Here is a 20,094-nt window from a genome sequence, read left to right on the forward strand (position 1 = left end):
ACCGCTTCGTCCCACCATTCCCCGCCTTCGTCGCATGCCGCTTGTTCCCGCGGGCGGCAGGGCTATGCTCGCCTCACTCCCCATGTGATGACGCCGCCGTGTTCGCCAGCCTCGCTCTGATCCTCCGCATCCTGTTGGCCTGGGCCGCCGCCATCGTGGTGGCGGGATTCGTCTGGAGTGGCATCTTCAGCGGCATGAACGATGGTCCCGGTTGGGTCTTCGGCCTGCTGGCCCTGTTCGTGATGGTGACGGCGGTGGGCAGCTGCATCACCCATATCCGCCGGGTCTGGCTGGTCGCCGGGCGGCTGGATGCCACCACCCTGTCCAGCCGCCAGCGCCGCCAGATCGAGCTGCCGATGGATGCCGGCCCGGCGTTCGCCCTGCTCGAAGCGGCCATCGCCGAGCTGCCCCGCGTGGAGGACATCGAAAGCGCGCCCGGCAGCCTGCAGGTGCGGGCGTACGTGCGCCGCGTGGACGCCTACAACGGCCGCCCGCCGTCGCGCTGGAATCTGCCCGCGCGGGTGGCGATCCGGCGCAACAGCGTGCTCGCCACGGTCACCCCGGGGCAGGGCACCAGCAGCGTCACCCTGCTGTTCGAACCCGATGCCGGGGTCTGGGCAGACCTGCTCGCGGTCGACGAAGGCAGCAATCATGAAAATGCCGAGGCCGTCAGCCGCGCGATCACCCGTCGCGTCGCCGAACAGCGCCGCGACGAGCAGGCCGCTGCCGAGCAGACCGCCACCGAGAAGGAGCTGTCCGTCGCCAAGCTCAACCTGCTGCATGCCCAGGTCGAGCCGCACTTCCTCTACAACACGCTGGCCAACGCGCAGGTGCTGACCCGCACCGATCCGCCCCGCGCCGACCAGATGCTCGGCCACCTGATCCAGTACCTGCGCAGCTCGCTGCCCAGCGTGGAGGAATCGATGTCGACCCTGGGCGTGGAGCTGGAGCGCACCCAGGCCTACCTGGAGATCCTCAAGATCCGCATGGGGGCGCGCCTGGCCCTGCAGGTGGATGTGCCCCCGGCGCTGCTCGGGCTGGCACTGCCCTCGATGGCGCTGCAGACCCTGGTCGAGAACGCGATCAAGCACGGCCTGGAGCCCAAGCCCGGCGGCGGCACGGTGTGGATCATCGCGCGCGCCTTCGAGGACCATGTCACCCTCACCGTGGCCGACGATGGCCTGGGCTTCGGCCAGGGCACCAGTGGTTCCGGCATCGGCCTGAAGAACCTGCGCGAACGCCTGCGCCTGACCTGTGGCGAACGCGCCGGCGTGGCGATCGTGTCCAATTTCCCCAGCGGCGTGGCGGCGACGATCACCCTGCCGCGCGATGCCCGTGAGGCGATCCATGCAGCTTGATGCGCTCATTGCCGAAGACGAAGACCTGCTGCGGCAGTCGCTGGTTGCCCAGCTGCAGCGGCTGTGGCCGGAACTGCGACTGGTGGCCGAATGCGAGGACGGTGCCAGCGCGCTGGAGCGCCTGGCCGAGCTGAAGCCGGATCTGGCCCTGCTCGACATCCGCATGCCCGGCATCACCGGCATCGAAGTGGCCCGCGCGCTGCCGGAGATCAGCCCGCGCACCCAGGTGGTGTTCGTCACCGCCTACGACCAGTACGCCATCGACGCGTTCGAACAGGGTGCGATCGACTACCTGCTCAAGCCGGTCAGCGATGAGCGCCTGCTGGCCACGCGCGAGCGCATCCTGGCGCGCATGCAGCTGGGCCGCCCGGACAGTGGCATGCTCGAGCAGCTGCTGCAGCGCCTCGGCCAGCAGCCCGCCGCCGCATCGAGCACCCCGCCGCTGGCCTGGATCACCGCCAGCAACGGGCGCGACACGCAGCTGATCATGCTCGAAGACGTGATCTACTTCCGGGCCGACAGCAAATACACCACCGTGGTCACCGAACAGGGTGAAAGCCTGCTGCGCACCTCGTTGCGCGAACTGCTCGACGCGCTCGATCCGCAGCGTTTCCGCCAGATCCACCGCTCCACCATCGTGAACATGAAAGCGGTCGCCGCGGTCACCCGCGATGACACCGGCCGCGGCCAGCTGCGCTTGAAGCACCGGACCGAAGTGCTCAACGTCAGCCAGCCCTTCATGAGTCTGTTCCGCGGGATGTAACCGCCTTCTTCTGGAGCCTGCCATGCGTATTGCCGTTGCCGCCAGTCTCTGCGTCGTGATGCTGGCCGCCTGCCAGCAATCGAGCAACACCTCCGTCACCCGCATCCGCGCCAATGGCGTGGATACGCTGCACAGCAGGACCACCGTGGACAACGGCGTGGCCAGCTTCGCCTGCATCGCCAGCAGCAGCGGCCAATGCCATTACCTGGTGCTGGATGCGCGCTGCGCCAAGGACAAGGACTGTGCCTACCCGCCGCTGCACCGGCTGGCCGTGGCGGTCGGCAAGACGGAGCAGATGGCCGGCTTGCCGGCCGGCTTCCAGCACTGCGTCAGCGCGGTCCAGAAAGAACAATGCCACCGTGAGTGATCACGGTGGCATCGTGGCTCCCCCCGCTTTGCAGTAGGGTCAGAACGCGGGCTGCAGATGCAGGTTGGTGCCGTTGGGCTGCTCGCCGACATGGTTGAGCTGGCCGACCAGTTCGGTGTGCTGCTTCATCCGGCCGATCTCCCGCATGATGCGGATGTCCTCGTGGCGCAGCTCACGCTTCGCGCTCACCGCCTGCTTGTAATCCAGGACTTCCGGGTAATGCTGGGCCATGTCCAGTGCTTCGGCCACGCACTCCACCGTATCGGCATCGGAGGTGATCCGGGCGCGGCTGTTGAAGGCCTTCATCCAGCGCTCGAAGCCGGCGGTATGATCGAACATGTTGGCCATGAACCAGATCACGAACAGGATCGAGACCCACGAACCGAACACGATCACCACGCGGGTGAAGGTGATATGGAAGTCATCCTTCCACAGGTAGTTGCTGATCAGGCCGAGGATGAGCAGCGAGGACGCCTGCCAGCCTACGATCGAGGCCATCAGCCATTGGCCCTTGGCCTTGGCGAGCACCGCGACTTCCTCGCGGATCTGCTGTTCACTCTTGTTACGCCAATGCGCGACCTGTTTTTCGAACGGGCTGTTGTACAGCTCGTTGTCCTGCAACAGCAAACCCAAACCTTTGAACAAAGCGATCATGACGAGCTCCTTCTGGAACGTGCGGCAGCGCATTGGACGACGTTGTGGCAGGTCCAGTTCTAGCACTTTCACGGCGCTTGGCAATGGGCAAAGCGCAAAGATCCGGCGTCATTCCTGCATGAATGGGGAAACCCGCAGCGGATTTGCGCATTGCGGCACGTAAATCACCGGGTAAATAGGCGTTACGTGGGGGTGTTCATGCTGCACGTGCACAATGTAGAGCCCGCTGGCGGTAGCGTCCTCGCCAGCCCCGCCGGTATCACGCAGAATTGACGCATCCGCGCAAAACGCCGGTCCGCTCCGCCCTCGGTACTGTCGATGTCTTCCCTGCTGCGTTCGCTTGCCCGCCCCGCCACCGCCCCGATCCGCCGCTGGGTATTGGGTGCTTTTCCCCGCGGCCAGAGCGGGATCGATTACGACCAGCCGCTGGGCGACCCCGGCTGGTTCGGCCCGGACAGCATCACCTGGCGCGTGCATTCGGAGTTCCCCGGCATGCTCGCCGGCGGCCTGTGCGCGCTGATGCTGCAGACCCTGCATCCGCTCGCCCTGGCCGGCGTGTACGACCATTCGAACTTCCGCGATGACCTCGTTGGCCGCCTGCGCCGCACCACCGCGTTCGTCGCCGGCACCACGTACGCACCGACCGCGGAAGTCGAGGCGCTGATCAGCAAAGTGGCGCGCATCCACGCGCAGGTGCGCGGACAGACCGCCGACGGGCGCGCGTATTCCGCCGACGATCCCGCCTTGCTGACCTGGGTACACGTGACCGAGGCCTACGGTTTCCTGCAGGGCTGCCGGCGCTATTGCCGCGACGTGCCCGCCGCCATCGCCGATCAGTATTACCGCGAGTACAAGCGCGTGGCCGAAGCGCTCGGGGCTGCCGATGTGCCCGCTTCGGAAGCGGAGGTGGACGCGTACTTCGCGCGCCAGCAATCGGCGTTGTTATTCGACGCGCGTTCGCGCGAAGTGTTGGCGGTGCTGTCGGACATCCGGCTGCCGGTGCCGATGGCTGGGCTCTCACGCGAGGTGTTCCTCGGTGCCGGCGCGGCGTTGTTGCCTGACTGGGCGACGGCAATGATCGAGCGCACCCCGATGCAACGTGCGCAGTCGCGGGCGTCCGCGGTGATGCTGAAAGGCATGGCGCCGTTGTTCCGGCGTGCGCTGCAGGACGGCCTGGCGACGCGGGCATGCACGCGGATGGGCGTTCCTGCCAGCGTGCTTGCTGATTGGCCTTGAAGCGGTAGGTACCGACCGTTGGTCGGTACTCGCGAGTGCCTGTGTCCGCTGGTTGGGTCGGGCACGCACAGGCTTCCGGGACCCGCTGCAAGTACGTCCATGTAAGCTCGTATGCCGCCATCCATGGCGGCATACGGTCCCTCCAGCCTGCACGTGCCCGCCCCCTGACAATTGGCTGGTGGCCATGCTGAGATCAAAAGCCGGTAAGCGGAGCTGAGCGGCAGCGCGGAGTAGCAGCGCTAAGCAGCAGATTAAGTTGCAGTGCCAATCAGTGGATCAGAGTGGCGGTGCTGGGCAGCTAAACAGCTAAACGGCGAAGCAGCACATAAGTGCAGAAGTGCGGAGCAGCAAAGCAGGAGCAACAAAGCAGAACAGCAGAGCGCAACAGCAGAGCACAACAGCAGAGCACAACAGCAGAGCACAACAGCAGAGCACAACAGCAGAGCACAACAGCAGAGCACAACAGCAGAGCACAACAGCAGAGCGGCGCTGTGCTGCTCTACGAAGCCGAGCGGCAACGCCACATAACGAAGCTGGACGGCAAAACAAACCCAGTCACTGCTGCAGTCGCGGAGCCAGGGTCCGCTTTTCCCTTACGCACCAGCCCACTGTCAAAGGGTGGGCATGGGTGGGGTGGCGGGACCGTATGCCGCCATGGATGGCGGCATACGAGCTTACATGGTCGTACTTGCAGCGGGTCCCGACACCCCACCCATGCCCGCCCAAACCAGCGCAAACGCAGACCCCAGCCGTTGCTCCGCTCCAGCTTTGCAGGGCAAAAAAACGGGCGCCGAAGCGCCCGTTCTTTCATCTCAGCAAAGCGCGATGAAAAACCTCACCACACCTTGACCCGCTTCTCCGGCGCCAGATACAGCTTCTGCCCTTCCTTCACCTCGAAGGCCGGATACCACGCATCCAGATTCCGCACCGTCAACGCACGGAACTGGCCCGGTGCATGCACATTGGTCAACAACGAATTACGCAGCGCCTGCTCACGCGCCTTGCTGCGCCACGCCTGCGCAAAGCCCAGGAAGAACCGCTGATCCGGCGTGAAGCCCTCCAGCGTCTGCCCCGGCTTGCCCTGCAGCGACAACTGATACGCATCGTAGGCCGTCGACAGACCCGCCACATCGGCGATGTTCTCGCCAAGCGTCAGACGACCATTCACCGAGGCCCCCGGGAACGGACTGTAGCTGCTGAACTGCGCCGCCAGCGCGTCGCCTGCCGCGTTGAACTGCTTCAGGTCCTCCGCCGTCCACCAGTTCTGCAGCTTGCCCGTCTCATCGAACAGCGCACCGGCATTGTCGAACCCGTGGCTGATTTCATGGCCGATCACCGCGCCGATCGCACCGTAGTTCACCGCATCATCGGCCGCACCATCGAAGAACGGCGGCTGCAGGATCGCGGCCGGGAACACCAGGCGGTTCTCCAGCGGCACGTTCATCGCATTGATGGTCTGCGGCAGCATCGCCCACTCGCTGTGGTCGACCGGCTTGCCCAGCTTGGCGATGTTGCGGCGGTACTCGAACAGCTCCGCCCGCTCGGCGTTGCCCAGCGCGTCATCGCGCTTGATCTCCAGGCCGGTGTAGTCGCGCCACTTGTCCGGGTAGCCCATGCCGACGGTCAGGCCCTCGACCTTGGCCTTGGCACGCGCCTTGGTCTGCGGCGACATCCACTCCAGTGCATCGATGCGCTTGGCGAACGCGGCGATGATGTTCTTGGCCATCTCATCGGCGCGGGCCTTGGTGGCCGGGTCGAAATGACGCTCGACGTACAGCTTGCCGATCGCTTCGCCGACCGCATGGTTGCTGTCATCGACGGCACGCTTCCAGCGTTCGCTCTGCTGCGGCGTCCCGTTGAGCGTGGTGCCGTGGAAGGCGAAGCGCGCATCCGCGAACGACTTGGGCAGGTACGGTGCGGCGCGGTCCAGTGCGTGGAACGCCAGGTAGTCCTTCCAGACCTCCAGCGGCTCGGTGGCGACCAGGCGCGAAATGCCGGCCACGGCCTTGGGCTGCCACACGATGAAGTCCTGCTGGGCGTCCAGGCCGGCCGAGGCCAGGAAGGCGCTCCAGTCCATGCCCGGCGCCTTCGCGCTCAGGTCGGCCTGCTTCCAGGCGTTGGCGCCCTTGGCGACGTCGTTGGTGGCTTCCTGCGTGGCGTGCGCCTGGGCGATCTTGGTCTCCAGCGCGACGATGCGCTGGGCCTTGGCCGCCGGATCGGCGACGCCGGCCAGCTGCAGCACCTGCGCGATGTAGGCCTGGTACTGCTTGCGGATCTCGGCCATGCGGCCGCCCTGCAGGTAGAAGTCGCGGTCCGGCAGGCCCAGGCCGCCCTGCACCAGGTACGGCGCGGTGCGGTCGGGCTGCAGCAGATCCACCGACACCCACACGCCGAACAGGCGGTCGGTGTAGAAGTTGGTGGCGTTGAGCAGGTCGACGTCGGCGCGCAGGGTGCCGCCCAGGGCGGTGGCGAGCGCGGCCTTGTCGCCGATCCCGGCGATGGCGTCCAGCTCGGGCTTGACCGGGGCGGTGCCGCGCGACTCGATGCCGGTCTCGTCCATGAAGGCGGCGTAGTAATCGCCGATCAGCTTGGTCTCGCCCTCGGCCTTGGTATCGGCCGCGGCGCCCTCGAGGATCGCGCGGGTGTCGGCCAGGGTCTTTTCGGAAATGACGTTGAAGCTGCCGTAGCTGGAGCGGTCGGCCGGAATCTCGGTGTTCTTGACCCAGGTCCCGTTGGCGAAGCCGAAGAAGTCATCGCCGGCGGCGATGCTGCGGTCCATGCCGGCGGCGTCGAAGCCGAAACTGCCCAGCTGCGGCGTGGGCGCGGCCGGTTGCGCCGGGGCGGTCTCGGGCGCGGCAGCGGCCGGTGCAGTGGCCTCGCGGTCGCAGGCGGCCAGGCTCAGCGACAGGCTGGCGGCAATGGCGAGCATCAGGGTGGGGCGACGCAGCTTGGACATGGGGCTTCTCAGCAACGGAAACGTCCAAGTCTAATCCCGTCCGGGGCGCCCGGTTATGCCGGCTGCGGCGGCATCGGGTACCGGATGTGCCCGTCCCCCGGGTTCACCGAGGTGAACCGCCACCGGGGTGCTTCCCGTGCCGCGCGCGCTGGTGCATGCTGGGGCGGCACGGATTCCGCGCGCGCCTTCTGGGCGCCCGCGTGGCGATCAAGGCGTCAAGAATCCCGGGCAGCGGCCGCTCAGGTTTGGGGAAACCAGGAAGCGTTTACAGATGAAGTCAGCCTGTCGTGCGGAAAAAGGGTTGCGATGCCCGCGTTGAACCGTGCCCTGGCGCGGCCGCTGCGGACCTTCGTGTGGCTCGGGGTCTGCCTGGGCGTGCTGCTGGCCGCCGGGCTGGTGGCGATGCTGGTCAATGATGCCCAGCGCCGGCAGGAAGCCGCGCAGCGACAGAGCTCGGCGCTGGCGACCGGTGCCCAGCGTCTGCTGCGGCTGGAGCTGCGCAATCTGGAGCGGGCCATGCAGGGCATTTCCCGGGACGGCGCGCTGCTGTTCCAGCGCGTGCCCGCGCAGGCCCCGGACCTGCTCGATGCGGGCATCGCAGGCACCCTGCAGCGGCATGCCGAACTGCACAGCATCGTCGTGGTCGATCAGTACGGGCGCGCCCTGACCAGCGGCAGCGGCGACCTGCAGTTGCCGCTCTGGGCGGTGGATGACAACCGCGGCAGGGGCAGCCAGCTGTTCCTCGGTCCGCCGCAGGCGCTGGACAGCGCGCACTGGATCCTGCCGCTGGCGTTGCCGATGGGCGGAGACCGCTGGCTGCTCGCACGGCTGCGCACCTCGGAACTGCAGTCGGTCATCGGCGGCATGGATACCGGCGAGGCCGGGGTGATCTCGATCACCGACCCGCAGGGCTATGTGCTGGCGCGCAGCCCCGATCCGGTTGGCGTGGTCGGGCGCCGCTTCGGCCTCGCCAGGCGCGAGATGCTGGGCCGCGATGCGTTGACCCCGCTGGGGGTCGAGACCAGCGCGGTCGATGGCGTCGAACGCATCTCCAGCCTCAGCACGCTGGCCCAGTACCCGCTGGCGGTGTACGCCGGGTTGGGCCGGCGCGACGTGCTGGCGGCCTGGTGGCCGTATGTGCAGGCCTCGGTCGGGGTCTACCTGCTGTACTGGGCGCTGTTTGGCGCGGTCTATGTCAGCCTGCGCCGCGCCACGCGCGACCAGGACAGCCTGAGCGAGGAACTGCGTACCGGCCACGCCGAACTGCGCATGGCCCATCAGGTCGGCAAGGTCTGCACCTGGTACGTGGACGAGGATGCCTGCCTGCTGCGCTGGTCACCGCTGGCCCGCGAGATCTTCGGCATCGATATCGAGAGCCTGCCGCTCGCCGATTTCTTCGCGCGGGTGCACCACGATGACACGGCGCGCATGCAGCAGGCCTTCGACGCCGCGTTCGCCGGCAGCGGCGTGCTCGATGAAATGTTCCGCCTGGTGTTGCCGGGCGGGGCGATCCGCTGGGTCTCCGCGCGCGGCCAGCGGGTGGCGGTGGTGGACCGCGAGCGGCGCATGATCGGCGCGCTGACCGATGTCAGCGAGCGCGTCGACGCGCTGGCCCGCGTGCAGCAGGCCGAGCGCCAGTTCCGCCTGTTGTTCGACCGCAATCCGGCACCGTTCTGGGTGTTCGATCCGGACACGCTTCGCTTCCTCGAGGTCAACGAAGCGGCGGTGCGCCAGTACGGCTACAGCCGCGATGAATTCCTGTCGATGAGCATCCTGGACATCCGCCCGCGCGAAGGCTGGGAGGAAATCCGCGGGGCGATCGCGCAGGCCCGCATCGGCGATGTGCAGGATGCGCAGGTGCGCCTGCACCAGCGCAAGGACGGCAGCGTCTTCGAGGTGCGTGCGCATCTGGCGCGGCTGGATTTCGATGGCCGCCAGGCCTGCCTGGTGCTGGCCGAGGACGTCAGCGAGCGGCTGGCCTATGAGCGCGACCTGGCCTACCACGCCACCCACAACCCGGCGACCGGCCTGCTCAATACGCGCGCGCTGGCCGCGCAGCTGGACGAGGAGGGCGGGGCGTACACGATCGCGTACGTGCAGTTCCGCGGCCTGCAGCTGGTGTCGGACACGCTGGGCCGCGAAGTCGGCGACGTGGTGCTGCAGGCGATGGCCAAGCGCCTGGGCGGGCTCGGCGTGCGCTACGGCCTGCTGGCCTTCCAGCCTGCCGAGGATTTCATCTTCGCCATCCGCGACGACCATCAGCGCCAGACCGCGCTGGATACGCTGGTGCAGACCGTGTCCGAACCGGTGCGCGGGCAGGATTGGCTGCACCAGTTCGAGCCGCGTATCGGCGTCGCCGTGAAGTTCGACGGCGATGCCAGCACGGCCGAGCAGGTCATCGGCATGGCCGCGCAGGCCGCGCATGCGGCGCGCGACGAAGGCAATGTCATCGCGTGGTACGACACCACCGTGAGTTCCCGTTTTGCCGAGCGGCTGCGCCTGGCCGGGCGCATCCACAGTGCGATCGATACCGAGTTCGAGCTGTACTACCAGCCGATCTGCCATGCCGGCGACAGCAGCCCGGCCGCGCTGGAAGCCCTGCTGCGCTGGCCGCAGGCGGATGGCAGCTTCATTCCGCCGGGCGAGTTCATCCAGCTGTGCGAAGACACCGGGCTGATCCTCGCGCTTGGCCGCTGGGTGATCCGCGCCGCGGCACAGGCACAGCGGCAGCTGGTCGATGCCGGCTGGGACCTGCCGATCGCGGTGAACGTCTCCGCGGTGCAGTTCTTCAACAGCGACCTGGTCGCCGAATTCACCCGCGCCAGCCAGGAGTTCGGGCTGGCCCGCGGTGCGCTGCAGGTCGAGCTCACCGAGAGCAGCCTGATGCGCAAGCCGGGCCAGGCCAAGCAGACCATGCAGCGCCTGCACGAACAGGGCATCTGCATTTCGCTGGATGATTTCGGCACCGGGTATTCCAACATGTCCTATCTGCAGCATCTGCCGCTGGACATCCTGAAGATCGACCGGAGCTTCGTGGCGGACGTGGAAACCAATCCGCGCAATGCCTCGATCTGCCGCGCGCTGCTGTCGCTGGGCCACAGCATGGGCCTGACCATCATCGCCGAAGGCGTGGAGACCCCGGGCCAGCATCAATGGTTGGCCGCGCACGGCTGCGACCAGGTGCAGGGCTATCTGCTCGGCCGGCCGATGCCGCTGGCCAAGGTGATCGCGCAGCTGGACGCGGTGGAGGCGTAACGCAGGGGGCTGCCCGGGCGCCGCCATCCGTGGTCAGCCCAGCGCTTCGACCAGGTAATCGATGAAGCTGCGGACCTTGGGTGCCAGATGGCTGCGGCTGGTGTACACCGCATGGATGCCGATGCCGGGCACCGCCCACGCGGGCAGCACGCGTTCCAACCGGCCATCGGCGATGGCCTCGGCGACCAGGAAGTCCGGCTGCACGATGATGCCCATGCCGGCGATCGCGGCCTCGCGCAGCACATCGCCATTGTTGGCGCGGACGCTGCCGTGCACCGGCACGGAGACCTCGCCGCGCGGGCCGTGCAGCTGCCAGGCATCGCCACCGGCCCAGTAGCTGTAACTCAGGCACTCGTGTGCGGACAGGTCTTCAGGCTGCTGCGGGCGGCCATGCGCATCCAGATACGACGGCGCCGCGCACAGGCTGATCTGCACGTCGGCGAGTTTGCGCGCGATCAGGGTCGGGCTGGGCTGGCGGGTGATGCGGATCGCCACGTCGTAGCCTTCTTCGACCATGTCCACCAGGCGATCGGACAACGACAGGTCCAGTTCCACCTGCGGGTAGCGCGCGCGATAGCCGGCCAGCAGCGGACCGAGCCGCGCGATGCCATAGCTGACCGGCGCGTTGATCCGCAGCCGCCCGGAGGGCTCCAACGCCTGCGCGCTGATGCCGGCCTCCAGCGCATCGAATTCGGCCAGCAGACGCACGCACTCGGCGTAATAGGCCGCGCCCGTGCTGGTCGGGCTCACGCGACGGGTCGTCCGGTTGAGCAGGCGGGTCGACAGGCGCTTTTCCAGCGCGGCGATCTGCCGGGTGACCCCCGCCGTGGACAGGTCCAGGGCCTGCGCGGCGGCACTGAAGCCGTTGCGCTCGACCACGGCGACAAACACACGCATGGCGTCCAGAGTGTCCATTGTTTCTTTTTCCGGAATAAACAGCGTCGATGAATCGTATTTATTGGCCGATCCGTACGCAATAGTCTGAGATCCAGGCACCGCCCCGGTGGGCGTGCCGCTATTGGAGTCCGTGATGTCCCGCTTGCCCTCCCTCTACATCTCCCACGGTTCGCCGATGACCGCGCTGAATCCCGGTCTGATCGGCGAGCGCCTGGCCGCACTGGCGGCGCGCCTGCCGCGGCCGCGCGCGATCGTGATGGCGTCGGCGCACTGGCTGACCCACCAGCCGGTGGTGGGCGGGCATGCCCAGCCGCCCACGATCCACGATTTCGGCGGTTTTCCGCAGGCGCTGTTCGATCTGCAGTACCCGGCGCCGGGCGACCCTGCGCTGGCCCAGGAGATCGCGCAGCGGCTGACCGCGGCCGGCCTGCCGACGGCGACCGATCCGCAGCGCGGCCTCGACCACGGTGCCTGGGTGCCGCTGCGCTTCCTGTACCCGCAGGCGGAGATTCCGGTCGTGCCGCTGGCGATCCAGCCATTGCTTGGGCCGGCCCATCAGTTCGCGCTGGGCCGCGCGCTGGCGCCGCTGCGCGAGCAGGGCGTGCTGTTGATCGGCTCGGGCAGCATCACCCACAACCTGCACGATTGGCGCAGCTACCAGGACGGCAAGGAAGCGCCGTATGTGCGGCCCTTCATCGAGTGGGTGGAGCAGCGCCTGCAGGCCGATGACAGTGCCGCACTCCTGGACTACCGCCGTCAGGCCCCGCACGCCGTGCAGGCACACCCCAGCGACGAGCACCTGCAGCCGCTGCATTTCGCGATGGGCGCGGCCGGTGGCGATGCGCTCGGCGCGCAGCGTATCGATGCAGGCATCGATGCGGGGTTCCTGGCGATGGACATCTATCGCTTCGACGGCGCCGACGCGCAGCGGCTGTCCGCCGACTGAGCCTGGTGCGCCCCGCGCATTCGCGTGGCGGCGCACGTGTGGTACGTTTTTTCCTGTTTCCGGCGCCGGCTGCCCGCAGCCTCCCCCGCGCTGCTTACTGGAAAATGCATGCATACCATTGAAGTCGTTCTGGCGATGCTGGTGGCGGTGGTCGCCAGCGGCTACCTGGTCCGCGTCCTGCCGTTGTCCCTGCCACTGCCGCTGGTGCAGATCGGGCTGGGCGCGGTCATTGCCGGGGTCTTCAACCGCGGCCACGCGCTGGAGCCGGAGATGTTCTTCCTGCTGTTCCTGCCGCCGCTGCTGTTCCTGGATGGCTGGCGCATCCCCAAGCAGGGCCTGTTCCGCGATAAAGGCGTGATCCTGGAGCTGGCGTTCGGGCTGGTGGTGTTCACCGTGATCGGGGCCGGCTTCCTGATCCACTGGATGATCCCGGTGATGCCGCTGGCCGTGGCCTTCGCGCTGGCGGCGATCATCTCGCCGACCGATCCGGTGGCGGTCAGTTCGATCGCCTCGCGCGCGCCGATCCCCAAGCGGCTGATGCACATCCTGGAAGGCGAGTCGCTGCTCAACGATGCCTCCGGCCTGGTCTGCTTCCGCTTCGCGGTGGCGGCGGTGATGACCGGCACCTTCTCGCTGGCGACGGCCTCGCTGACCTTCCTGTGGGTGGCGGTGGCCGGGCTGGCGATCGGTGTGGCGGTGACGCTGGGCGTGTCGACCTTCCAGCGCTGGCTGTGGCGGCGCTTCGGCGAGGAGCCCGGTGCGGCGCTGCTGGTGAATCTGCTGATCCCGTTCGCCGCCTACCTGCTGGCCGAAGAGTTCAACGCCTCGGGCATCCTCTCGGCGGTCGCCGCAGGCATCACGATGAGCTACGTGGAACTGAGCGGCCGTGTCTCGGGCAGCATGCGCGTGCAGCGTACGGCCGTGTGGAACATGCTGCAGTTCAGCTTCAACGGCATCATGTTCGTGCTGCTCGGCGAGCAGCTGCCCGGCATCGTCGAGCGCGCGATCAAGACGGTCAGCGAGAGCGGGCACCACAGTGCGTGGTGGCTGCTGGTCTACGTGGTGGTGATCAACCTCGCGCTGGTGCTGCTGCGCCTGGCCTGGGTGTGGCTGTCGCTGCGCTGGAGCCTGCTGCGCGCGCGCCACCGGGGTGAAGCACGCCCGGGCACGTCGTGGCGGATCGTGGTGGCGACCTCGCTGGCCGGCGTGCGCGGTGCGATCACCCTGGCCGGCGTGCTGACCCTGCCGCTGTTCCTGCCCGATGGCAGTGCGTTCCCGGCGCGCGATCTGGTGATCTTCCTGGCCGCGGCGGTGATCCTGATCTCGCTGGTCGGGGCCAGCATCGCGCTGCCGCGCCTGCTCAAGGGGCTGGAACTGCCGGCCGATTCGGGCGAGCGCAAGGAAGAAGACCTGGCCCGCAAGCTCGCCGCCAAGGCCGCGCTGGCCGGGGTGGAGCGTACGCGCCAGCAGCTGGTGCAGAACCAGACCACCGAGAACGTGCAGCTCTACAACGACGCCGCCTCACGGGTGAGCCTGCTGTACCAGCGCAATCTGGAGAAGGACGCGGGGCCGGATGCCGATCCGGAAAAGGTGAAGCGGATGGAGCAGGGCTATCGCCAGCTGCGCACCGCCGGGCTCACCGCCGAGCGCGAAGAGCTGTTCCGGCTGACCCGGCGCGGGAAGATCTCCGATGAGATCTCGCGCCGGCTGATCCGCAACCTGGACCTGCTGGAAACGCGGCAACGCGATTGAGGCCGGGTAGAGCCACCCCATGGGTGGCTACTGGAACCCACGCGCCCGGGACGAAGGGCAGCCACCCATGGGGTGGCTCTACCCCGGCACACGTGGGATCAGGCGTCCGGCTTCTGATCCAGGAAGTAGGCCACCACGGTGCCCTTGATCTTGATCGTCATCGGGTTGCCGCGGCGGTCACGGGCCTTGCCGGCCTGCACGCGGATCCAGCCTTCGCTGACCGAATACTCCTCGACGTTGTCGCGCTCGACATCGTTGAAGCGGATGCCCACGCCGCGCTCCAGCGCAGCGGCATCGTGGAAGGGGCTGGTCGGGTTGATCGCCAGGTGATCGGGAGGGGTATCGCTCATGGTCACAGGATGCTGACGACCACCAAGGCCGTCTTCTGGCGTACAGGATAAACCGCAGCGGGCCCCGCGCCGAATTTCGCTTCCTGCCAACGCCCTTGCACGGCAGAATGCGCCCCTGTCTCCAGGAATACCGGTCATGCCCGACAACAGCGATTATTTCGACTTCGAAGAAGAGGAACGCGATTTCGACGAGGACGATTTCGAGGCGCGGATCTGGAACCTGTTCGTGCTGATCAACCCGGGCGATGAAGAACTGGCCCTGCAGCAGTTCAACCGCTGGCGCGAAGCACTGCTGGAAAGCGGGGAAGGCATCGATGAGGACGCCGACTGGCTGCCGCCGTTGATGGCCGCGATTGCCTGGCAGTCCGGCTTCGAGGTCGAGCGCAGCGATGCCGATGCGCTGATGTCGGCCGTCAACGAGCTGTCCGCGCGCTGGAACCTGCAGATCGACTGGGGTGGCGACCTGGACGATGAGGATTTCGCCGCCGGGGTGGACGCGCCGGCGCTGATGGCCACTGCCCACGACCGTCTGCGCGAGCACAACTACGCGCTGTGGAGCGTGGATACCGGCAATGACACCCTGGCCGGCTGGATGGCGCTCAACCGCGATGACGACGCGATGCTGGCGCTGTGCTCGCTGCTGGGCGTGGAAGTGCGGCCGGGCAGCGACCCGTTCTGACGGCGTGACTGCGGTCTGCGTGTGCCGACCAACGGTCGGCACCTACCGGTATTGGCTTCTCGCATTGGCGATGACCGCTTTGACCAGCGCGCGGTCCGTATGCCGTGAGATCGCCTGTGCGCCCAGGGCGATCGCCTGCAGGCGCAAAGGGGCGGGCACGTCGTAGTGCGCGCCGCTGCGGCGGTTCTGGAACGCCCGCAGCGGAATCCCGAGCTGCGCCGCCATGGCGTGCAGCTCGGGCAGGGTGTCGGCCATCAGATGCGCCCAGCGCTCGCCGCGCCAGGGGTGTACCGCATCGTCGATATAGACCGTCACCGGATCGCCGTGGCTCAGGCCTGCGGCTTGTCGTCGCTGGCGGCCGGGGCCGGCTCGGCATCGGCCGGGGCAGCGGCGGCGTCGTCGGCCACGATCTCGGCATCTTCGGCGTCGGCGTCGGCTTCGTCGTCACCTTCCACGCCTTCGAACTCGGAAACCAGCTGCGACAGGTACTCGTCGGCGGTCTTGCCTTCATCGGCGGCCAGGTCGTCGATCAGCTGCTGCAGCTGGGTCGAGTACTCCAGGTTGACCTTGCGGCCTTCCTTTTCCTGGACGTTGGACAGGTGCTTGAGCATGGCCAGCATCGGCACCGGGTTGTCGGCGTTGCCCATGGTCTGGCCGCCGATGGCCAGCAGCCACTCGGTGCCCTGCAGGCCGATCGCGGCGACGACCTGGCCTTCTTCGTTGGTCAGCACGGCATGGTTCTGCACCGGCTGCTGGGCGTTGAGGCGGTTGATCGGACGCTTGGGCTGCTGCTTCTTGCGCTTGTCGCGCTTGGCCTTGGACTGCTTCGACATGAGGACGGTCTATCTACAAAAGGAAAGACCCATTGTAGTGCCGGCCGCTGGCCGGCTCCACCGCCACGGCGCCCCTTAGGGCGCGACAGCCGGCGCCAGCGCGGCCTGGATATCCGCGTCGGCCGCCGTGGGCGACAGCGCCACTTCCTGGCCGGCACCGGCCAGGGCGGCGGCCTCGGCGGCCTTGGTCATCACCACGATGCTGATCCGGCGGTTGATCGGGTTGTCCGGTTGGCTCCGGTCGAACAGCACCGAGGAGGACAGCCCGACCACGCGGGTCACCTTGTCTTCGGTCATCCCGCCATCAAGCAGCGCACGCCGGGCCGCGTTGGCGCGGTCGGCGCTGAGCTCCCAGTTGCTGTAGCCATGCACGGCGTTGTACGCGGTGGTATCGGTATGCCCGGTGATGCTGATCCGGTTCGGCACGTGGTTGATGAACTGCGACAGCTCGCGCAGGATCTCGCGCGTGTAGGGCTTGAGCGTGGCGCTGCCCATGTCGAACATCGGGCGGTTCTGCTTGTCCACGATCTGGATGCGCAGCCCTTCCGGGGTGAGGTCGAGCAGCAGCTGGTCCTTGAACGGCTCCAGCGCCTGGCTCTTGCTGATCGCTTCTTCCAACTCCTGCTTGAGCGCTTCGAGCTGCTGCTTTTCCCGCTCGCGATCGGTCTGCGGCACCGGCTTGGCGGCCTGCTGGCTCTGGAAGGGATCGTTGCTGTTGCCGCGCGAGATGTCGGTGGCGCCGCCCAGCTTGATCATCGAGGTGCTGGCGCCGCCCGGACCGGCCATGCCGGGGGCCGGAGTGGAACTGCTGCCGGCCAGCGGGCTGGGGTTGCGGAAGTATTCGGAGATCGCCGCGCGCTCGGGCTTGGTGGTGGCGGCCATCAGCCACAGCACCAGGAAGAAGGCCATCATCGCGGTCACGAAGTCGGCATAGGCCACCTTCCAGGCACCGCCATGGTGCGCGGCGTGGCCGGCCTTCTTGACCCGGCGGACGATGACGGTGGGTTTGTTCTCGGCCATGGCGCTGCCTTACTTGACCGTCTTGAGGTGCTGTTCGAACGCGCTGAAGCCCGGCCGCACGTTGGACGGCAGGGTCTTGCGGGCGAATTCGAGGGCGATCTTCGGGTTGTAGCCGCGCAGGCAGGCCAGCAGGGCGGTCTTCACCGATTCGTAGATGCGCGCGTCCTGTTCGGCGCGGGCTTCCACGGCCGAGGCCAGCGGGCCGACGAAGCCGTAGGCCAGCAGGATGCCCAGGAAGGTGCCGACCAGTGCGCCGGCGACGTGCGCGCCGACTTCGGTGATCTCGCCGCCGATCGAGCCCATGGTGATCACGATGCCGAGCACCGCAGCGACGATGCCGAAGCCCGGCAGGCCGTCGGCGACCTTGTTGAGCACCGCCGCCGGCTGCATCGCCTCGCCGTGATGCTTCTCCAGCTCCATCTCCAGCAGCGGCTCCAGCTCATGCGGCTCGATGTTGCTGCCGATCATCAGGCGCAGGCAGTCGGTGATGAAGTCGACCAGGTGATGGTCGGCCTGCACCTTGGGGTAGTTGGCGAAGATGCTGCTCTCGGCCGGTCGCTCGACATGGTCTTCCAGCGCCATGAAGCCTTCGCGGCGGGCCTTGTTGAGCAGTTCGTAGAGCAGGCTGAGGACGTCGATGTAGTCCTGCTGCTTGTAGCGCGGGCCCTTGAACACGCCGACGGTGGCCTGCAGGGTCTGCTTCACGGTTTTGACCGGGGTGCCGACCAGGAACGCGCCCAGCGCGGCGCCGCCGATGATCACCAGTTCATAGGGCTGCCACAGCGCGCCGAGTTTGCCGTGCGCGCCCACATAACCGCCGAGCACGCTGAGGATGACGACGAGAAGTCCAACGATGATGAGCATGGGGCCGACGCGGGAAGGGGATACCTCCATGTCGGCCCCTTCACACCATTTCTGAAGGGGGGCGTTCGACCAATGTCACACTTTTGAGCTGGCGCGTGCGTGCCAAGCCACAGGCAGGCCTCAGGCGTGCGGACCGACCGGTCGTGCCTAGGCCGCCGCGCCGGCTTCGGCACCACCGCGCTGCAGGGGATCCGGATAGGCCTGCCCGTTGGGCGTGAACGACAGCGAGACCGAATTCAGGCAGTGGCGCTCGTGGGTCGGCGGCGGGCCATCGGGGAACACATGGCCGAGATGGCTGTCACACCGCGCGCAGACGATTTCGGTGCGGACCATGCCATGGCTGGCGTCGCGGATCTCACGGACATGGGCGGGGTCGAAGGGCGCGAAGAAGCTCGGCCAGCCAGTGCCGGAGTCGAACTTGGTGCTGGAGCGGAACAGCGGCAGGCCGCACAAACGGCAGCCGTAGACCCCGTCCTGCTTGTTGTCCAGGAACACCCCGCAGAACGGCGCCTCGGTGCCATGGTGCAGCAGCACGCGCTGCTCATCGGCGCTGAGCCCGGCCACCAGGGCCTGGCGCTGGGCGTCGGTGGGCGGGGAAAGGTCGAAAGCTGTCATAAACATTCCCTATTGATGTGGTACGTAGATTGAGCTGTTGCCTCTGGAGGTACAAGCCAGGGCGTTCATGGTGCTGATACCCGTGCAGGTGCATGGTGAAGACCTGAACCGCCGCCGGGAGACCGCCATGTACCGCCCACGCCGCCTCGCCGCTGCCCTGCTGGTGCTGCTGCCGTTGACCGCGGCCGCGCAGATCGGCCCGCCGCCCAAGCCCACGGCGACGCGGCCGGTGGTCGCGCCTCAGCCGACGCCCACGCCGCTGCCCACCCCCGTCCAGCCGGCGCCGGTCGACAGCCTGTCCGGGCAGATGGCGCCGGTGAGGTCGTCCGCGCAGACCCAGCAGCAGCTGCGCACGCATCCGATCCAGAGCAAAGGCCCTTCGCAGCCCGCGCCGATGCAGGGGCCCGCGGTACAGGGCAAGATCTACGACCGTCACGGCCGGATCATTCCCGGGGCCCGCCAGGTGAGCCCCAATCGTGTGCTCGATACCCGCACCGGCCGCTACTACGACTCCATCCCCAGCGGCGACGGCCAGCAGATCAAGCCGTAATCGGGGGCCATGGCCTGCGAGCAAGATGAATGGTTTACATCGTTGTTCCCGCAGTCATCGCCGTCAACGGAGTGCCTCACCGATTTTTCGCCTGTGATTAACCGGATCGGCGAGACCCTGTCCCCGCGCCGCAACACAGCGCATCCCCGAGGTTTTTCGAGAAGAGTGCAATCATGGCTAACCAGCAGAACCGCAGTCCCGGCAAGGCGCCGCAGGAGCAGCAGGGCAGTCAGCAGCAGAACCAGAAGCCCGGCCAGCAGAACCAGCAGCAGTGGGACCAGCAGAATCAGAAGGGCGGCAAGCAGCAGGACCAGAAGCATCAGGACCAGAAACAGCAGCGCTGATGCGCTTGGCGCAATGAACGAAGGCGGTGCGCACATGCGCGCCGCCTTTCTGCTTTGAACCGGCCCGCGCTCAATCCGGGATCGGCAGGGTCAGGGTTTCCTTGACCTCTTCCATCACGATATAGCTCTTGGATTCACGCACGTGCGGCAGGGTCAGCAGCGTGCTGCCGAGCAGCTTGCGGTAGGAGGCCATCTCGCTGATGCGCGCCTTGAGCAGGTAATCGAAATCGCCCGAGACCAGATGGCATTCCAGCACGTTGGGCAGCTTCAACGCCGCCCGCCGGAACTCTTCGAAGATATCGCCGGACTTGTAGGCCAGGCTGATCTCCACGAACACCAGCAGGCTGGCCTTGAGGTAATGCGGATCGAGCTTGGCGTAGTAACCGGTGATCGCGCCGTCGCGCTCGAGCCGGCGGACGCGTTCGGTGCAGGGCGTGGTCGACAGACCGACGCGCTCGCCCAGCTCGGTGAAGGAGATTCGGCCCTCGTCCTGCAGGATGCGCAGGATTTTGCGGTCGATCTTGTCCAGTTCGCGGGCACGCGCGGCCATCGGCGTCAGCCTCTCAAGGTTGTTGGCAGGACAATACCCTGCCTCAGGCTCTAAAAACAGGCGAATTGCTTGGTTGTGGCTGACTATACTTCCTCAATTATGGTC

At 67.2% G+C, this 20,094-nt stretch carries 20 protein-coding genes; 10 read left to right on the forward strand and 10 right to left on the reverse strand.

Annotation, left to right across the window (positions count from 1 at the left end; all coding sequences use genetic code 11):
* Positions 1–98: 98 nt before the first annotated feature.
* From ABE424_RS11875 to ABE424_RS11885, 3 genes are read left to right on the forward strand one after another with little or no spacing between them, the layout of a single operon-like run.
* Positions 99–1,358: a histidine kinase gene (locus tag ABE424_RS11875; protein ID WP_176990461.1), complete on the forward strand. Its 1,260-nt coding sequence runs from the start codon at positions 99–101 to the stop codon at positions 1,356–1,358.
* Positions 1,348–2,121 carry a LytTR family DNA-binding domain-containing protein gene (locus ABE424_RS11880; protein WP_088432747.1) on the forward strand — a complete coding sequence of 258 codons (774 nt, stop codon included), beginning with the start codon at positions 1,348–1,350 and terminating at the stop codon, positions 2,119–2,121. The genes ABE424_RS11875 and ABE424_RS11880 overlap by 11 nt, the downstream gene beginning before the upstream one ends.
* Positions 2,122–2,143: 22 nt before the next feature.
* Complete coding sequence (locus ABE424_RS11885) at positions 2,144–2,488, forward strand: hypothetical protein (protein ID WP_346479367.1); 345 nt, start codon at positions 2,144–2,146, stop codon at positions 2,486–2,488.
* A 39-nt stretch (positions 2,489–2,527) separates the two neighbouring features.
* Here the strand turns inward: ABE424_RS11885 and ABE424_RS11890 are convergent, their stop codons facing one another.
* Complete coding sequence (locus ABE424_RS11890; protein WP_176990458.1) at positions 2,528–3,142, reverse strand: hypothetical protein; 615 nt, start codon at positions 3,140–3,142, stop codon at positions 2,528–2,530.
* A gap of 318 nt (positions 3,143–3,460) precedes the next feature.
* On the opposite strand from ABE424_RS11890, the gene ABE424_RS11895 reads away from it, so the two are divergent.
* Positions 3,461–4,378: an oxygenase MpaB family protein gene (locus ABE424_RS11895; protein ID WP_346491811.1), complete on the forward strand. Its 918-nt coding sequence runs from the start codon at positions 3,461–3,463 to the stop codon at positions 4,376–4,378.
* A gap of 835 nt (positions 4,379–5,213) precedes the next feature.
* On the opposite strand, the gene ABE424_RS11900 is transcribed toward ABE424_RS11895, so the two are convergent.
* Positions 5,214–7,334, reverse strand: a complete 2,121-nt coding sequence (locus ABE424_RS11900) for a M13 family metallopeptidase (RefSeq protein WP_346491812.1) — start codon at positions 7,332–7,334, stop codon at positions 5,214–5,216.
* Positions 7,335–7,640: 306 nt separating this feature from the next.
* Between ABE424_RS11900 and ABE424_RS11905 the strand changes: the two genes are divergently transcribed.
* Entirely contained in the window at positions 7,641–10,589 is a 2,949-nt protein-coding gene (locus ABE424_RS11905; RefSeq protein ID WP_346491813.1) for an EAL domain-containing protein, read from the forward strand.
* A gap of 33 nt (positions 10,590–10,622) precedes the next feature.
* Here ABE424_RS11905 and ABE424_RS11910 read toward each other — a convergent pair whose 3' ends face one another.
* The gene (locus ABE424_RS11910; RefSeq protein ID WP_346479371.1) at positions 10,623–11,504 is read right to left on the reverse strand and encodes a LysR family transcriptional regulator; all 882 of its coding nucleotides are present in this window, start codon (positions 11,502–11,504) and stop codon (positions 10,623–10,625) included.
* A 115-nt stretch (positions 11,505–11,619) separates the two neighbouring features.
* On the opposite strand from ABE424_RS11910, the gene ABE424_RS11915 reads away from it, so the two are divergent.
* Positions 11,620–12,432, forward strand: a complete 813-nt coding sequence (locus ABE424_RS11915) for a class III extradiol ring-cleavage dioxygenase (RefSeq protein ID WP_346491814.1) — start codon at positions 11,620–11,622, stop codon at positions 12,430–12,432.
* A 108-nt stretch (positions 12,433–12,540) separates the two neighbouring features.
* Entirely contained in the window at positions 12,541–14,184 is a 1,644-nt protein-coding gene (locus tag ABE424_RS11920) for a Na+/H+ antiporter (protein WP_176990632.1), read from the forward strand.
* Between the two features lie 98 nt (positions 14,185–14,282).
* On the opposite strand, the gene ABE424_RS11925 is transcribed toward ABE424_RS11920, so the two are convergent.
* The gene (locus ABE424_RS11925) at positions 14,283–14,534 is read right to left on the reverse strand and encodes a DUF3297 family protein (protein ID WP_259261709.1); all 252 of its coding nucleotides are present in this window, start codon (positions 14,532–14,534) and stop codon (positions 14,283–14,285) included.
* A gap of 136 nt (positions 14,535–14,670) precedes the next feature.
* Here ABE424_RS11925 and ABE424_RS11930 point away from each other — a divergent pair, with 136 nt between their 5' ends.
* Positions 14,671–15,213 carry a hypothetical protein gene (locus tag ABE424_RS11930; RefSeq protein WP_346491815.1) on the forward strand — a complete coding sequence of 181 codons (543 nt, stop codon included), beginning with the start codon at positions 14,671–14,673 and terminating at the stop codon, positions 15,211–15,213.
* Between the two features lie 42 nt (positions 15,214–15,255).
* On the opposite strand, the gene ABE424_RS11935 is transcribed toward ABE424_RS11930, so the two are convergent.
* The 5 genes from ABE424_RS11935 to msrB form a co-directional block, all read right to left on the reverse strand.
* Entirely contained in the window at positions 15,256–15,528 is a 273-nt protein-coding gene (locus tag ABE424_RS11935) for a DUF4031 domain-containing protein (protein ID WP_176990634.1), read from the reverse strand.
* A 14-nt stretch (positions 15,529–15,542) separates the two neighbouring features.
* Positions 15,543–16,046 carry a hypothetical protein gene (locus ABE424_RS11940; protein WP_346491816.1) on the reverse strand — a complete coding sequence of 168 codons (504 nt, stop codon included), beginning with the start codon at positions 16,044–16,046 and terminating at the stop codon, positions 15,543–15,545.
* A gap of 75 nt (positions 16,047–16,121) precedes the next feature.
* Positions 16,122–17,066 carry a flagellar motor protein MotB gene (gene motB / locus ABE424_RS11945; protein ID WP_346479375.1) on the reverse strand — a complete coding sequence of 315 codons (945 nt, stop codon included), beginning with the start codon at positions 17,064–17,066 and terminating at the stop codon, positions 16,122–16,124.
* Positions 17,067–17,075: 9 nt separating this feature from the next.
* Positions 17,076–17,930, reverse strand: a complete 855-nt coding sequence (gene motA, locus ABE424_RS11950; protein WP_176990637.1) for a flagellar motor stator protein MotA — start codon at positions 17,928–17,930, stop codon at positions 17,076–17,078.
* A gap of 147 nt (positions 17,931–18,077) precedes the next feature.
* Positions 18,078–18,545, reverse strand: a complete 468-nt coding sequence (gene msrB / locus ABE424_RS11955; protein ID WP_176990638.1) for a peptide-methionine (R)-S-oxide reductase MsrB — start codon at positions 18,543–18,545, stop codon at positions 18,078–18,080.
* 127 nt (positions 18,546–18,672) lie between these two features.
* On the opposite strand from msrB, the gene ABE424_RS11960 reads away from it, so the two are divergent.
* Together ABE424_RS11960 and ABE424_RS11965 are read left to right on the forward strand one after the other, a co-directional pair.
* The gene (locus tag ABE424_RS11960; RefSeq protein ID WP_346491817.1) at positions 18,673–19,095 is read left to right on the forward strand and encodes a classical arabinogalactan protein 4; all 423 of its coding nucleotides are present in this window, start codon (positions 18,673–18,675) and stop codon (positions 19,093–19,095) included.
* Positions 19,096–19,268: 173 nt separating this feature from the next.
* Complete coding sequence (locus ABE424_RS11965) at positions 19,269–19,439, forward strand: lana protein (protein WP_176990639.1); 171 nt, start codon at positions 19,269–19,271, stop codon at positions 19,437–19,439.
* Between the two features lie 70 nt (positions 19,440–19,509).
* Here the strand turns inward: ABE424_RS11965 and ABE424_RS11970 are convergent, their stop codons facing one another.
* Positions 19,510–19,989 carry an Lrp/AsnC ligand binding domain-containing protein gene (locus ABE424_RS11970; RefSeq protein ID WP_019185754.1) on the reverse strand — a complete coding sequence of 160 codons (480 nt, stop codon included), beginning with the start codon at positions 19,987–19,989 and terminating at the stop codon, positions 19,510–19,512.
* Between the last annotated feature and the right edge of the window lie 105 nt (positions 19,990–20,094).

It is taken from the genome of Stenotrophomonas sp. TWI1149 (assembly GCF_039673155.1).
Lineage (GTDB): Bacteria > Pseudomonadota > Gammaproteobacteria > Xanthomonadales > Xanthomonadaceae > Stenotrophomonas > Stenotrophomonas maltophilia_AA.